We start from the raw sequence: 15,555 nt of genomic DNA, 5'->3' as shown, positions 1-15,555 counted from the left end.
TATGGCTGAGAAAATTTTAGAAGTTAGAAACTTAAAAAAACATTTTGATACGTCACGAGGTAAGCTGCATGCTGTGGATGGCATTAATTTTACCTTAGAAAGAGGTAAGACATTAGGCCTTGTTGGCGAATCTGGCTGTGGCAAATCTACGACAGGTCGTGTAATATTAAGGTTACTAGAGGCAACTGACGGTGAAATCATCTACAAGGGTCAAAATATAAGAGATCTTAATAAAGAAGAGATGAGAGCTTTAAGAAAAGAACTCCAGATTATCTTTCAAGATCCGTTTTCTTCATTGGATCCAAGAATGACAGTTTTCGAAATAATTGAAGAGCCTATCAAGTTAAATAAAATCATAACCAATAAGGCTAAGCGTCATGACCGTGTGCTTGAATTAATGGAGTTGGTAGGTTTATCAGATCGTTTGGTCAACACTTATCCTCATGAATTGGATGGTGGTAGAAGACAGCGTATAGGTATAGCAAGGGCTTTGGCACTTGACACTCAGTTCATTGTATGTGATGAGCCTGTATCTGCACTGGATGTTTCCATTCAAGCTCAAATACTTAATCTGATGCAGGAACTTCAAGACAAACTGGGTTTAACTTATATATTTATCACACATGATTTGTCAGTTGTGAATCATTTTTCTGATGATATTGCAGTTATGTATCTGGGTAAATTAATTGAGAAGGCACCGGCAGAAGAACTCTTTGAAAATCCGATTCATCCTTATACAAAAGCTTTATTATCTGCTATTCCAAGACCAACACTTGATAATAAGGTAGAAAAAATTATACTTAAAGGAGAGATAACTTCTCCAATCAATCCAAAAAACAACTGTCGTTTTTCAGACAGATGTAATTATACAGAAGCCGTTTGTGAAAGAGAAGAGCCTTGTTTAATAGAGGTAAAAAAAGATCACTTTGTGGCTTGTCACATTTTTAATGATTAATTAGCGGAGGCATAAAATGGACAATAAGATCATTGAAGCAATACTCATTGCAGACCGTATTATGGGTGATTATCTAGCCGTTCAGAAACACGAGGAAGTCTTAATCTGTGTGGACCCTGAAACGGATGTTAGAATGACCAATGCTATGGCTGCAGCTGCGCAAAAGTATGGAAAGGATTATGTTGTTGTTATGATTCCTATTAGGGACAAAACAACAGCAACAACCATCCCTAAAACACTTGAAAAGGCCATGGAAGGCTGTGATGTCTATGTTGGTATGACAAGAGCATCAGGCGCATCGGTATACAACCGTAAAATGAAGGAGTTATTAATAGAAAAGAAGATCCGAGAATCTTCTATGGTTCTTCGAGATATTGATAACTACATAAAGGGTGGTGCTTTAGCCGATTACAATGCAATTTATGAAGAGGGAAAAAGACTGGCTGATATATGGAGAGGCAAGAAGGCCTTTTCTCTAACAACACCAGCAGGCACGCATTTAACAGCAGACATGAATATTATGGAACCCATAATTGAATGTGGTATTGCTAGAGAACCGGGTCAAAGTATGGCATTTTCTGATGGAGAAGTTTCACTTGGTCCAGTAGAAGGTACCATGAATGGTGTCTTGGTTATAGATGGTCCTTTATGTTATTATGGACTACCTCAAAAGCCTATCAAACTAAAAATAAGAAATGGTCGAGTAAGTGAAATCTTAGATGGTGACCCAAGAATCATAAAGGAGTTAGAATCTTTATTTGCAACAGTGGAAAACAGCGATAATATTGCTGAGATTGGTATTGGTTTGAATCCTACTTCACTTTTCAATGGAGATTTTGAAGAAGAAAAGAAAGCACGTGGAACTGTGCATTTAGCTTTAGGTAATGGTATTTACTATGGACAGACAATAGACAGTCAAGTCCATATTGATGTGGTGCTTTATAGTCCAACCGTAACCTTCGATGATCAATTAATTGTTAAAGATGGAAAAGTAATTGTTTTAGATTAATGAGGCATTTATGTCTCTAACTTTTTAATTGATTATTGGAATGCGTTTCATAATACAGAATGAAGAGGTAATTTTATGAAAAAAGTCTTCTCTTTGAAAGAAGCAATCTCAAAATTTGTTCATGATGGTGATTATATCGTTTTCGGTGGTTTCACCACCAACAGAAAACCTTATGCAGCTGTACATGAAATTATAAGACAGGAAAAGAAGTCACTTTATATAGAAAGTGGTCCTGCAGGTGGCGATATGGACATGTTGATAGGTGTTGGTGCTTGTAAGGCATATATCAATTCCTATACAGCAAACTCTGGCTACTCAAATGTTGGAAGAAGATTTAGAAAGGCTATAGAAAATAAGGAAATATTGTTTGAAGATTATTCTTTAGATGTTCAACCTATTTTGTATCATGCTGGTTCCTTAGGATTACCCTATGTGGCAGTAAGACATATGCTTGGTTCAGATTTGGCTGACAAGTGGGGGATTTCTGAAGAGGAAAGAATGAAACATGACAAACTACCAAACAAGAAACTCATGATAAGTGAGAATCCCTTTAAACCAGAAGAAAAATTGTGTCTGGTTCCTACGCCAGATATTGATGTGGCAATCATTCATGTACAAAAAGCTTCTACCAACGGCATAGTAAGAATCGAGGGTTCTACGATTATTGACGTTGATATTGCCTTGAGTGCTAGAAGGTGCATTGTGACATGTGAGGAGTTGGTGGAGCCAGAAGAAATGATGAATCATTCAGAAATGAATCAGATTCCATCTTTTGTTACTGATGCGGTTGTTCATGTGCCTTATGGTGCACATCCGTCTCAAGTTTACAACTACTATGATTATGACAGAGATTTCCTGCAGATGTATGATCAAGTATCAAGGAGTGACGAGTCATTTGATGAGTTTATTAATGAGTGGATCAAGGGTCTTCCTGATCATGAAGCCTATTTGGATAAACTAGGTGTGAATCGCTTGGTCGGTTTAAATGTAAGAAAAGGGCTGGGGTATTCTGTACCCAGTAAAGCATAATGGAGGATAGTGTGTATTATACAAATCGAGAGATGCAAGCTGTATCAATTGCACGTCTGATTCATGATGATCAGATTGCTGTAGTAGGCACTGGTTTGCCTTTAATAGGTGCCTCAATAGCTAAAAGGCTATTTGCACCAACATGCCATTTAATTGTTGAAAGTGGTATTATGGATTGCAATCCCAAAGAAGTGCCAACCAGTGTAGCAGATTGCAGACTGATGGCAAATGGTTCTGTATTATGGGACCAATACAGATATTTTGGATTTCAAACCAATTCAATGAGATATGAAAATATTGATTTGCTAGCCTTTATAGGCGGGGCTCAAATAGATCCATATGGCAATGTTAACTCAACATGCATTGGCGATTATCACCAACCCAAAACCAGATTTACAGGTTCTGGTGGTGCTAATGGTATCGCCACCTTTTTTAATACTGTCATCATGATGCAGCATGAAAAGAGAAGGTTTGTAAAAAGTGTAGATTATTTAACATCACCGGGTTGGATTGATGGTCCTGACGGCAGAAAAAAGAGTGGTTTGCCTTCAAACAGAGGACCGCAAGCGGTTGTGACGGATTTAGGCATTATGAAGTTTGATGATCAGACTAAAAGAATGTATGTAGATCAGTATTATCCAGGTGTTAGCTTGGATCAAATCATTGAGAATACAGGATTTGATATTGATGTGTCTAGGGCACGTCAAGCAGATCCACCGTCTAGACAAGTCATTGAACTTATAAGAACAGAGGTAGATCCTCACAAGGTGTTCATTAAATATTAGGGAGGTATTATGAGAAAAGTAGTCATAGCCAGTGCTGTCAGAACAGCAGGTGGCAAATTTGGTGGTAGCTTAAAGTCTTTTAAAGCTGGGGATTTAGGCGCTATAGTCATTGATGAAGCTGTATCAAGAGCGAAAATAGAAAAAAATGCTGTAGACCAAGTGATTTTTGGTAACGGTTGGCAGGCAGGCGTCGGTGCTAACCCTGCTAGAATTTCTACTGTTAAGTCAGGCCTGCCAGTAAGTGTACCTGCATTTACTGTTAATAAAAGATGTGGATCAAGTTTAAGAGCTTTACAACTAGGTGTACTTTCAATAGCAGCTGGCGAAAGTGATATTGTCGTTGCAGGTGGTACTGAATCTGCTAGTAATGTACCTTATGCATTGCCTGAAGCGAGATGGGGACAGAGAATGGGCTCTAAAACAGTTGATGACTTACTCCACAAAGACGGCTTTATTTGTCCGCTTGCAGATATGTTTATGGGTGATACATGTGAGCTTTTAAATCAGAAGTATGACATATCTAGAACAGAACAAGACATCTATGCATTAGAGTCGCAATCAAAGGCCATCAAAGCGATAAATAATGGTTTGTTTGACGATGAAATTGTACCAATCGAAGTCAAAAGCAGAAAATCAACTCTAATCTTTAAACGTGATGAAGTTCACCGTGAGACAAACTTAGAAAAGCTTGGTAAGCTTCCATCAGTATTTACAAGAGGGAATACCGTTACAGCTGGTAACTCTTGTGCCTTGAGTGATGGCGCCTCTGCTGTTGTCATCATGTCAGAAGAAAAAGCAAAAGCATTAGGTATTAAACCTATGGCTGAAGTTGTGTCGTATTCATTTGTAGGCCTGGAACCTGAATTTATGGGTCTGGGACCTGCTGTTGCGACACCTGTTGCTCTTAAAAAAGCTGGCCTAAGTTTAGAGGATATAGATATGATTGAACTTAATGAAGCCTTTGCAGGACAAGTACTTTCATGTGATAAGGAAATGAAAATGGACATGAGTAAAGTCAATATGTACGGAGGAGCAATAGCTTTAGGACATCCTGTGGCTGCAACTGGTACTAAAATATTAACAACTTTACTATATGGATTAAAGAGAGAAAACAAGACCTATGGATTGGCTACCCTATGTGTGGGTGGTGGACAAGGTGTTGCAATGATTGTTAAGAATATTAAGTGAGGCGAGTATGAAAAAAATATTTGTATACGGCACAGGCACTATGGGAAGAGGTATAGCCATTAATGCAGCTCAAAGTGGTTATCAAGTCCTTTTTTGCAATGATGTCTTTCCAAATGAAGTTAAAGAAAATATCGATATGATTTCAGCTTCATTAGGTAGACGTCTTGCAAAGGGCAAAATGACACAAGAAGCTTTTGATAAAACAATGGGTTTGATAACTGCTAGTACTAAGATAGAGGACTGTAAAGAAGCCGATTTCATCATTGAAACCATTATTGAAGATGTAGAAATTAAAAAAATGGCTTTTGAAAAGATGGAAGCTATAAAGAAGGATGAGGCTATTTTCTTATCCAATACAACTTCGTGTTCAATTACAGAAATCTCTTCGAAACTAAAGGACCCGACTCAGTTGATTGGTTTTCATTATTTCAATCCAGCTCACATCATGAAACTGCTTGAAATCATGCCTGGTATTTTAACATCAAAGGAAACCACAGATAAAGCAAGAGACTTGGCTATCAGTCTTGGTAAAGATCCTGTTGTGACTTATAGGGAAGGACCAGCTGGTGTTACCAGTAGGATTCTTGCGGGTCTACTAAATGAAGCGGTTTGGGTACTTCATGAAGGTATTGCGGGTGTTGCTGATATTGATAAAGCATGTGTTTTAGGTTGCAACCATAAGCTGGGCCCTCTTGAGTTGATTGATTTAATTGGTATTGATATTCATTTAGCCAAGACCAAGATGCTCTATCAAAAAACAGGTGACGCTAGGTACAGACCATGTTTCTTATTAGAACAAATGGTTTCTGCTGGCCAAATTGGTAAAAAGGCTGGTAAAGGTTTTTATGAATACTCTGAGGCTGGTAAAAAAGCCCTACAATTTATTCATGTGAGGTAAGTATGAATTATTTAGATTTTAAAGAATACAACCAATATGCCATTTTGACCATTAAAAGGCCACCCGTCAATGCTCTGTGTCATGAACTTGTTGAAGAGTTATACGACTTAATCAGAAAGCTTGAGGATACGCGTCATATTAGAGCCATGGTTATTACTGGTGCTGGTGAAAAAGCCTTCATGGCAGGTGCGGATATAAATGAACTGGATAAACGTGATTTCATTGAAGCCAGACATGTAACCAAAAGAAGACAAGAAGTCTTTAATATGATAGAAAATCTACATTTTCCTGTGATTGCAGCTGTAAATGGTTATGCTTTGGGGGGCGGTTTGGAACTTGCCCTGTCATGTACCATTAGGATGGCATCTGAAAAGGCAAGCTTTGCAGCGCCAGAAATCAATTTAGGTATAACACCAGGTGATGGTGCCACGCAAAGATTACCAAGAGTTATTGGGCAAGCTAGGGCCATGATGATGATCTTAACTGGGACAAGAATAGATGCTGAAACAGCACTGACTTATGGTTTGATTACAAGTATTTCATCGCAAGCATCACTTTTTGATGATGCGGTAGAGATGTGTAAAAAAATAGCCTCTAAAGCCCCGCTTGCTGTATCTTATGCTAAACAAGCTGTTCTCATTTCTGGCAGTGTGGACATGCATTCTGGTTTGATGTTTGAGTCTTATGTACATGCTTTATCTTGTGCATCTACTGATAAGGAAGAAGGTGTAGAAGCATTTTTAAACAAACGACAACCTGACTTCTTGAATAAGTGATTTTTGCTTGTCTAAACGGGTATCATCAGTTATGATTATCTTAGATGAAATGGAGGAGAAAATGCCTAAAAGTGTTAGAAGAACATTAGATTTACTCAACCTACTCGGTTCTGATAATCAAAAGTATTCAATTGCAGAGATAAGTAGAATGTCGGAGTTACCGCCATCTACAGTTCATAGATTGTTGGCAGTCTTAAAAGAGTATGGATTTGCTGAGCAAGACCCTTTTACTCAAGACTATTATCTTGGCCCAAGTTTGATTTCACTTGGACTTAAAGCACGTAATTATGTGGATTTAAGAAAAACTGGCTACAAGGCACTTAAGGATCTAACGGACGAAACACTCGAGGATTCCTATCTTGCTGTTGTAGATGGGTACACAGGTGTTTTTTTGGAGCAAGTTAAAGGGCCACAAGCCTTGAAAGTTTTTGATGCGCTTAGGACGAGTGTACCCCTTCACTGTGGTGCAATTAGAAAGGTACTTTTGGCAAATTCAGATTCAGACTTCATTGAAGATTATGCTTCAAGGGAATTAGAAAGCTTTACTGATAAGACCATTGATTCTAAAGAGGCTTTAGTGGATAACCTGATGGTCATTAAGGAACAAGGTTATGCTATTTCTCAAGGGGAGTATGTAAAAGATGGTTCAGGTATCGCAGCGCCTGTAAGAGATTATACGGGTGAGGTGATTGCTTCTATTGGTATTATTGGTCCTTCAAGTAGGATAGATGATGCTAAAGAGACCTTGATTAAATCTGTTAGACGTAGAGCAGAGCTCTTATCGAAGGAGCTTGGTTATAAATAAAATGAGCTACTCAACTGAGTAGCTCTATTTTTTACTTTTTAAAGTATGCATTTGCTTCATCGATTAAATCTTGCATTAAGTCTTTAACCTTGGTGATTTTTTCAAGCTTATGACCGTTAGACCCAATGAAAACTAAGCCGTTGTCAACATCGCCTTCTACTGAAGCTACTAGGGCTTCTGTGATACAGTAAGGTGTTGTTGCAGGATTACATCCTCTTAAACATCTGTAACAGTGCTTAATCTTCTGATTAGATGCTTCTACAGTTTCAACAAACTTATTCCTAAGTGCTCTACCTGGAAGACCTACTGGACTGACAATCAATTGGATATCTTCTTCATGTGAGTTGATATAGGCTTCTTTGAAGTTTTCATGAGCATCACACTCTTCTGTTGCAACGAACTGGGTAGACATTTGTACACCAGCAGCTCCTTGTTCAAGACACTCCGCAATATCTTGGCCTGAGAAAATACCACCTGCAGCAATTACAGGGATCTTCTTGTTATACTTTTCTTCGAACTCTTTTACAGCTTGTAATACATCTGCGACAATATCTTTGATATTTGGCATGTTTTCTTTTAAGTCTTCAACAGAAAAACCTAAATGACCACCAGCTTTTGGACCTTCAACGATGATTGCATCTGGCAAATAATCGTATTTTTTTGTCCAAAGTCTTGTAATCGTAGATGCTGCCTTACCTGAAGATACAATAGGTGCGATTTTAGTATCTGTACCTATTACAAATGAAGGTAAGTTCTTAGGTAAACCAGCACCTGAGATGATTAAATCCACCTTCTCTTGTACAGCTAGTTTAACCATGTCAGCATAGTTGGTTACTGATGCTAAGAAGTTAACACCAATAATGCCTTCTGGACTGAGTTCTTTTGCTTTTCTAATTTCTTTTTCCAATCCGCGGAGATTGGCTGTTTCATTATCTGTTCTGAAATCAGGTTCTTTGTAACCTGGTTGTGCACCGGAAATGATACCAATGCCGCCGGCATTAGCCACTGCTGAAGCCAGTTTTGAAAGCGACACGCCGATACCCATACCGCCTTGAATGATTGGCAATTTAGCTATTTTATCACCAATTTTAAGTTCCGAAATATTCATAAATCGACTCCTTTACTCTGTTAGATTGAGTATACCCAAATTTAATAGTAAAGTCAATAGTAGGTATTAGTAGTAGGTTCTAATGTTTTATCATCAAACTACTTACTATTTGCAATATGTTAAATGGTGTGTTACACTGCAAGTGGAAGGTATCTTTTGAGCCTTACCCTAACAATTTTCTTTTAAAACACACTGCTTTGAGCCATAAGGACGGAGACGGTTTATACTTCATGAAAGCCTATAATTGATATAGTCTTGTTTTTCGTGAGTTTATCGTAACGTGCTTAGGCGCGTATTTTTGTTTTTTTGGAGGTATCATGAGAGTTTCATTTATAGGTGCTGGTCATGTAGGAAAAGCTTTAGCTAAGTATATTTCAAATCATGTGGACCTTGTCTACTTTAACAGTAGGTCTAAGTCGTCTGCTGAAAAAGCATGTAAGTATGTGAATTGCCTTTATGGTGATTTAGAAACACTTGTGAATGAATCTGATATGATTTTTATCACAACCAGTGACAATGCCATTTCATCAGTGGCAAAAGACTTAACTTCTTTTGATGTAAAAGGTAAGACTTTTGTTCATACAAGTGGTGCAATGACATCAGATGAACTTCAAGAACTGAAGGCACTAGGTGCTTTTACATGTTCAATGCATCCACTTCAGACATTTTCAGATACAGATAAAGCAGTGATGGATTTAAAACAAGCTTATTTTGCTCTAGAAGGTGATACTGATAAGCTCATGGATCTTGTTTCAAAGACTTGTAATCCATATTTTATCTTATCGAAAGAGCAAAAGAATAAGTACCACTTGTCAGCATGTATTTTCTCTAATTACTTGGTAACACTTATGAATTATGGTTCAAGGATCTTATCTTCTATAGGTATAGAAGAAGAGGATGGTTTAAAGGCCATGAAGCCTTTAATTGAAGCGACTTTATCAAATATTCATTTGAAAGGTACAGAAAAAGCCCTAACAGGTCCTATACAAAGAGCAGATACCAAGACCCTAGAAAAACATATGACTGAACTTGACGGGTTAGATTTAGAAGCATATCGACTATTAGGTGAGATGACAACTGATAGGTTGATCATGGATAAAGATAAGAAAAGCATCTTAGATGCGATGTGGAGAAAATAATGAAAAAATTTACTGTAACGTCTTTTCAAAATGCAAAAGACAAGGGTGAAAAAATTTCGATGTTAACAGCATATGATTTTACAACAGCTCAGTTACTTGATGATGCAGGTGTGGATTCGATCTTGGTTGGTGATTCTTTAGGTATGACCATGCTGGGTTATGAGACAACGTTAGAAGTGACAATGGATGATATGATTCATCATACTAAGGCAGTCGTTAGAGGCGCTAAAAGAGCCCTTGTTATTGGTGATATGCCATTTCTTTCTTACCATGTAAGTGTTGAAGATACCATTAGAAATGCCGGTAGGTTTATTAAAGAGGCTGGTGCACATGCTGTTAAGCTTGAAGGTGGTATTGAGATGGTTGATAAGATCAAAGCCTTAGTTGCAGCTAAGATACCTGTTGTTGGCCATATTGGCTTAACACCTCAATCTGTCAATATGTTTGGTGGCTTTAAGGTTCAAGGAAAATCAGCAGAGCAAGCCCAGGCCATCATTGATGATGCCAGAGCACTAGAAGAAGCGGGTGTTTTTGCCATTGTACTAGAATGTGTGCCAAGTGAGCTTGCAAAGAAGATTACGGATATTGTGGGTATTCCAACCATTGGTATCGGTGCTGGTAAAGACTGTGACGGTCAAGTGCTTGTAATCCAAGATGTCCTTGGTATGTATCAGGGCCTACAGCCTAAGTTTGTTAAGAGATACAAGGAAACTGGTCTTGATATCATTGAAGCGACAAAAGCTTATATAAATGAAATAAATGAAGGTGTATTTCCAGCTAAGGAACATACATTTACTATAAAAGAAGAAGTGTTGGAGAAATTATATTAAATGAAGATTATTGGTTCAGTAAAAGAGTTAAGACAGGCTATAAAGGCTGAAAAGCTTCAGGCCAAGTCGGTGGGTTTTGTACCTACAATGGGTTTTCTACATGAAGGACATTTATCTTTGGTAAGAGCAGCTAAAGAAAACAATGATATAGTTGTAGTTTCTATCTTTGTCAATCCAACTCAGTTTGGTGAAAATGAAGACCTAGATGCTTATCCAAGAGACTTAGAAGGCGATCAGGCCAAACTGGTAGGAGAAGGTGTAGATATCTTGTTTTACCCAACTGTTGAAGAAATGTATCCTCAAGGTTATTCAACTTATGTAGATGTGGAAGGGGATATGACTGGTGTATTATGTGGTTCTTCTAGACCCGGACATTTTAGAGGCGTAGCAACAGTGGTTACCAAACTCTTCAATATGGTTGCACCTGACAGGGCTTACTTTGGACAAAAGGACGCTCAACAGGTATCGGTTATAGAGAGAATGGTAAAAGATTTAAACATGGATTTAGAGATTGTACCCTGTCCAATTCACAGAGAAGCTGATGGTCTTGCTATGAGTTCAAGAAATACTTACCTTTCTGAAAAAGAAAGAAAAGATGCCTTGGTTTTATCAGCGTCTTTATTTGAAGCTAAAGACAAGATACTTGCTGGTGAGACAAGTGCTGAAAAGATTATCTCAGGAATTGTTGACAAAATTAGTACAGTAGACTATGCTATTATAGATTACGTCGAAATTGTTGATGCGCTTTCATTAGAAAGAATCGACACATTAAAGGGCACCATCTTAATTGCACTGGCAGTTAAAGTTGGTAAGCCGCGATTAATTGATAACTTAAGGTTGGAGGTATAATATGTTACTTAACATGTTTAAAGGTAAAATTCATAGAGCGACTGTTACTGAGGCAAACTTAAATTATGTTGGTTCTATCACTATTGATGCAGATTTATTAAAGGCATCGGGTATCATTCCGGGAGAACGTGTTCAAATTGTTAACAACAACAATGGTGCAAGACTTGAAACTTATGTCATAAAGGGAGAACCTGGTTCTGGTGTTATTTGTTTAAATGGTGCTGCTGCAAGATTGGTTCAACCAGGAGATAGTGTTATTATCATAGCATATGCAATGATGACACCAGAAGAAGCTGAAAACTTTGAGCCAATGGTTGTATTCGTTGATGAAGATAATAAAATTACAGAAACTGCCCATGAAGAGAAGCATGGAGATATAAAATAATTTGATATAATCAAAGTAATCATAATATAAGAAGTACCTCTTACTCATTCTAAACTTGAGTAAAAGGTACTTTTTTTAGTTGATATAAAGTTCATATAAATGGTTAAGTTTGGCTTCAAGTAGACGATAGTTTTCATCTTTTCCATAGTACTTGCTGTGGTCTTCCATTTTACTTTCTAAATGCTCTATTTGCTCTTCTAGTTGTAAACCACTGGTCTTAGGCTCTGTCATCATCTGACCGATATAGGAGCTGTAGTTACCTTTATGATCAATAAGGTGGCCATCTTTAATTTCGATTAACCTGTCAACACATTTATTGAGATAATAGCGGTCATGAGAGACTGCTATAATAGTCCCTTTGTAAGCTAGGATGGCTTTTTCAATGGCAATTCTTGATTCTAAGTCCAAATGGTTTGTTGGCTCATCTAGAATAAGGCAGTGAGGATTTTTAAGCATCATTTCTCCTAAGATAATCCTTACTTTTTCACCGCCGCTTAAATCTTTTATCTGACTGTTTAAGACGTCACCGTAAAATTGAAACTTAGATAAATGTTTTCTTATTTCAGAATCCTTCATCTCATATCTTGTATGCATATATTCCAGTATTGAAAGAGACTCGTCTTCAAATGACACCTCCTGACCTAAATAGACATAATCTACCCATTTACCAAAATCGACATGACCAGTGTAGTCATTATCTAAACCTAGAAAGATGTTGATGAGTGTTGTTTTACCACATCCGTTTGGACCAATTATGGCTACTCTTTCACCGCCATAGATGGTTAGGTCCACATCTTTTAAAAGGTGCAAATCATCAAATGATTTATTTAAATGTTCTATAGTAAGTACCTCATGACTCAAGTGTTTGATTGGTTGAAAAGTAAGGGCCGGACCAGAAATACTCTTTAGGTTTTCTGTAGACTTTAGATGCATCATCATTTCCTTGGCTTTTTCTTCATACCGAATTAAAAGTTTTTCACGGCTCTGAGATTGCTTGATTTTCTTGTACTTACGAAGCTTAGTAATCATGGCTTTTTCACTTTTAATGTGTCTTTCGATGTTTTTCTGTTCTTTCAGATAGTAATCTCTTAATTGACTTTTCTGGTGTAGGTAGGATGAATAATTACACTTTCGTGTGGTTAAATGTCCGCCCTGAAGTTCTGCGATTCTTGTTGTCACCCGGTCTAGAAAGAACCTGTCATGAGATACAAGTAAGACCCCACCTGAAAACTTTTTAAGATAGTTTTCTAGCCATTCAATGGCCTTGATGTCTAAGTGGTTGGTAGGTTCATCAAGTACCAATAAATCAGGTTCGTTGATCAGTATTCTAGCTAGGGCCACTCTCATTTTTTCACCACCAGACAACTTGTTGATGGGGCGTGTTAAAGCACTTTCTTTTAAGCCCAGGCCTAATAGAGTTTTTTTAATCATACTTTGCTTGGTATAACCATCTAAGAGTTCGAAGGATGCCATCGTTTTTTCATACTTATCAAGGATAGGCTGATAGTCATCCTTTTCATAGTCGAGTGTCGCCATTTTTTCTTCGAGTGATTTAAGTTTCTTTTCAAGCCTATCGATTTCTTCTAGATGAAGGGCAGTGACATCTGCTACTTCTAAATCTTCAAGGTACTGAGACAGATAGCCTATTTTTACGCGCTTTGAAGTGAAGACCTGACCTTGGTCTTGTTCTACTTGATCCATCATAATCTTTAAAAGAGTGGTTTTGCCTGAACCATTTGGACCGATTAAGGCAACTCGTTCTCCTTTTTCTACTTGCAGACTGACATCTGCTAGTACAACTTTGTTTCTGTATTCTTTTCGAATATTGTTTACTGCTATTAAACTCATTTTTTCCTCCTTAATGAATGGGAGTATGTTCAGAGTTCATTTATGACAAAAAAACTCTACAACAAAAACAGTTGTAGAGTAGGTTATTATTATCAGTAATCTCCATGGCAAAAAGACCCTTATTCAGCATATAAACTTGCCTAAGTGTTTAAGGTATACTTTTTAAATTGAGACTACGGCTACTCACAAACATTTGCTCCGAACATAGCTCACCGAATATAGAATTAATTTCTTTACTCGAAGCAAACGCCTGTGGTCATAGTCGATACTTTAATACTGATAATAGTCATTTTATATTCTCCTGTATCGATTTGATTCACCTTTATCATATCACTTTTTTTACAAGGATTAGGTTACAGAATCATTACACCAAAAAAGTAGCCCCAAAAGGCTACTTAATGTAATTAAGAATTTCTTGTAGCTTGTCACCACTTTTCTTAAGTAGTTTGCTTTCTTCATCTGTTAAGTTCAACTCAACAATTTTATGAATACCTTCAGAAGAAACAATGGTAGGGACACTCATGGCAATCTTATCTATACCATATTCGCCGTTTAAGAGACTCGATACAGTTAGTATTGAATGTTCATTCCTTAAAATAGCCTCTGTGATACGCTTAATGGCTGTAGAAACACCATAATAGGTTGCTACCTTTCTATCGATGATATGATAGCCAGCATGGATGACCTGATTTAAAATGCCTTCTTTATCAAGACCATGACATGCATTTGAGTTGCAGTTATCACAGTATGATTCTAGTGGAGAGCCCGCAATGTTTGTTAAAGACCATGCTGCAACTTCACTATCACCATGTTCACCTAATATATAACCATGTACATTTCTAGCATCTACCTTGCAGTGTTGGCTGAGTAGGTATCTAAATCTTGCAGAATCAAGCACCGTACCAGAGCCTAAAACTTTCTTAGGATTATAATCAACCGATTCGACAGCGACTTGTGTCAAAATATCAACCGGATTAGTTGCAACAAGGATGATTGCCTCTCTTGTATATTTAACGATTTCTTTCATGATAGAGGTCATGATCTGACTGTTCTGTTTTGCCAGATCCAATCGAGTACCACCTGGTTGAATGGAAGGGCCTGCTGTCATGATAATTAAATCTGCGTCTTTACAATCTTCATATGTTCCTACTTTAATGGTCATTGGTTTTGTGAAAGATAAACAGTGGTTTAAGTCCATTACTTCGCCTTCGGCCTTTTTAATATCTAGATCTATTAGAGCAATTTCTGATACCAAACCTGATTGCATTAAGGTGTAAGCAGTCGTAGAACCTACATAACCCGCACCTATGATAACAACTTTATTATTTGTATGACTTTTCATATTGTCCTCCTCAAGACCACTATACAACATTGTGAAGAATTAAACAATACTAAAATGGTATAAAAAGAAACTAAAAAGAAAATCCCGAAGGATTATCTAGCACATTCTCCTGTTTTGCCTGTCATAATTTCTAAACCATGTTCAAGAGGCGGAAGAATATATTCTAGTGTTTCTTTAACAGCTTTTGGACTACCTGGAAGGTTGATGATCAGGGTTGATTTTCTAATACCAGCAGCTGCCCTTGATAACATGGCTTTTTTTGTTATAGAAAGACTGTAAGCTCTCATGGCCTCTGGTATACCAGGCACTTCTCTATCAATAACAGCCTTGGTAGCCTCAGGTGTAAAATCTCTTGGAGAGAAGCCTGTACCGCCTGTTGTTAAGATTAGATCACAAGTCTGGTTGTCAGCCCATTTTATCATTTGTTCTTTTAAAAGATCTACTTCATCTGGTAAAATAACTTTTTCTAGGACTTGGTAGTTTGCAGCTTCCATTAAGTCTCTTATAACTTCACCGGATTTATCGATGCGTTCACCGATAGAACCCTTGTCACTTACTGTAATAATACATACTTTAAACATAATTTACCTCCAAGTCTAGATTAAATCA

The 15,555-nt window shown here is 37.4% G+C and carries 16 protein-coding genes; 12 read left to right on the top strand and 4 right to left on the bottom strand.

The annotated features are described in order from the left end of the window. Window position 1 precedes the first annotated feature (1 nt). The 8 genes from EZV73_RS15725 (at window position 2) to EZV73_RS15690 (ending at window position 7,445) form a co-directional block, all read left to right on the top strand. A complete protein-coding gene (locus tag EZV73_RS15725; protein WP_240841355.1) occupies window positions 2-955 on the top strand; it encodes an ABC transporter ATP-binding protein in 954 nt (317 codons plus the stop codon). A 16-nt stretch (window positions 956-971) separates the two neighbouring features. Further along, window positions 972-1,964, top strand: coding sequence for an aminopeptidase (locus EZV73_RS15720; RefSeq protein ID WP_240841354.1), 993 nt, complete (start codon window positions 972-974; stop codon window positions 1,962-1,964). A gap of 75 nt (window positions 1,965-2,039) precedes the next feature. After that, window positions 2,040-2,993 (top strand): CoA transferase subunit A, encoded by a 954-nt coding sequence (locus EZV73_RS15715; RefSeq protein ID WP_240841353.1) that lies wholly within the window; start codon window positions 2,040-2,042, stop codon window positions 2,991-2,993. A gap of 11 nt (window positions 2,994-3,004) precedes the next feature. Continuing rightward, window positions 3,005-3,778: a CoA-transferase gene (locus EZV73_RS15710; protein WP_330637145.1), complete on the top strand. Its 774-nt coding sequence runs from the start codon at window positions 3,005-3,007 to the stop codon at window positions 3,776-3,778. A 9-nt stretch (window positions 3,779-3,787) separates the two neighbouring features. Beyond that, a complete protein-coding gene (locus EZV73_RS15705) occupies window positions 3,788-4,966 on the top strand; it encodes a thiolase family protein (RefSeq protein WP_240841352.1) in 1,179 nt (392 codons plus the stop codon). Between the two features lie 7 nt (window positions 4,967-4,973). Further along, window positions 4,974-5,864 carry a 3-hydroxyacyl-CoA dehydrogenase family protein gene (locus tag EZV73_RS15700; protein WP_240841351.1) on the top strand — a complete coding sequence of 297 codons (891 nt, stop codon included), beginning with the start codon at window positions 4,974-4,976 and terminating at the stop codon, window positions 5,862-5,864. Between the two features lie 2 nt (window positions 5,865-5,866). Further along, window positions 5,867-6,640 carry an enoyl-CoA hydratase/isomerase family protein gene (locus tag EZV73_RS15695; RefSeq protein ID WP_240841350.1) on the top strand — a complete coding sequence of 258 codons (774 nt, stop codon included), beginning with the start codon at window positions 5,867-5,869 and terminating at the stop codon, window positions 6,638-6,640. Between the two features lie 61 nt (window positions 6,641-6,701). Continuing rightward, window positions 6,702-7,445: an IclR family transcriptional regulator gene (locus EZV73_RS15690; RefSeq protein WP_240841349.1), complete on the top strand. Its 744-nt coding sequence runs from the start codon at window positions 6,702-6,704 to the stop codon at window positions 7,443-7,445. A gap of 31 nt (window positions 7,446-7,476) precedes the next feature. On the opposite strand, the gene EZV73_RS15685 is transcribed toward EZV73_RS15690, so the two are convergent. Further along, window positions 7,477-8,553, bottom strand: coding sequence for a nitronate monooxygenase family protein (locus EZV73_RS15685; protein WP_240841348.1), 1,077 nt, complete (start codon window positions 8,551-8,553; stop codon window positions 7,477-7,479). Between the two features lie 317 nt (window positions 8,554-8,870). Here EZV73_RS15685 and EZV73_RS15680 point away from each other — a divergent pair, with 317 nt between their 5' ends. The 4 genes from EZV73_RS15680 to panD are packed head-to-tail and all read left to right on the top strand — an operon-like array spanning window position 8,871 to window position 11,756. Then, window positions 8,871-9,692, top strand: a complete 822-nt coding sequence (locus tag EZV73_RS15680) for a Rossmann-like and DUF2520 domain-containing protein (protein WP_240841347.1) — start codon at window positions 8,871-8,873, stop codon at window positions 9,690-9,692. Further along, the gene (gene panB / locus EZV73_RS15675; protein WP_240841346.1) at window positions 9,692-10,522 is read left to right on the top strand and encodes a 3-methyl-2-oxobutanoate hydroxymethyltransferase; all 831 of its coding nucleotides are present in this window, start codon (window positions 9,692-9,694) and stop codon (window positions 10,520-10,522) included. Before EZV73_RS15680 ends, panB begins: the two co-directional genes overlap by 1 nt. Continuing rightward, on the top strand, window positions 10,523-11,371 hold the full coding sequence (gene panC, locus EZV73_RS15670) for a pantoate--beta-alanine ligase (RefSeq protein ID WP_240841345.1): 849 nt from the start codon (window positions 10,523-10,525) through the stop codon (window positions 11,369-11,371). It abuts the gene before it with no gap. A 1-nt stretch (window position 11,372) separates the two neighbouring features. After that, window positions 11,373-11,756, top strand: a complete 384-nt coding sequence (gene panD, locus EZV73_RS15665) for an aspartate 1-decarboxylase (protein WP_240841344.1) — start codon at window positions 11,373-11,375, stop codon at window positions 11,754-11,756. A 75-nt stretch (window positions 11,757-11,831) separates the two neighbouring features. On the opposite strand, the gene EZV73_RS15660 is transcribed toward panD, so the two are convergent. The 3 genes from EZV73_RS15660 to EZV73_RS15650 form a co-directional block, all read right to left on the bottom strand. Then, window positions 11,832-13,604, bottom strand: coding sequence for an ABC-F family ATP-binding cassette domain-containing protein (locus EZV73_RS15660; protein ID WP_240841343.1), 1,773 nt, complete (start codon window positions 13,602-13,604; stop codon window positions 11,832-11,834). Between the two features lie 391 nt (window positions 13,605-13,995). Next, the gene (locus EZV73_RS15655) at window positions 13,996-14,946 is read right to left on the bottom strand and encodes an L-lactate dehydrogenase (RefSeq protein WP_240841342.1); all 951 of its coding nucleotides are present in this window, start codon (window positions 14,944-14,946) and stop codon (window positions 13,996-13,998) included. A gap of 92 nt (window positions 14,947-15,038) precedes the next feature. After that, on the bottom strand, window positions 15,039-15,527 hold the full coding sequence (locus EZV73_RS15650) for a molybdenum cofactor biosynthesis protein B (RefSeq protein WP_240841341.1): 489 nt from the start codon (window positions 15,525-15,527) through the stop codon (window positions 15,039-15,041). Between the last annotated feature and the right edge of the window lie 28 nt (window positions 15,528-15,555).

The sequence above is a fragment of the Acidaminobacter sp. JC074 genome, assembly GCF_022496765.1.
In the GTDB taxonomy this organism is placed as follows: Bacteria; Bacillota; Clostridia; order Peptostreptococcales; family Acidaminobacteraceae; genus JABXKX01.
The sequence above is the reverse complement of the archived record's forward strand: the minus strand, read 5'-3'. Positions and strand labels throughout refer to the sequence as shown.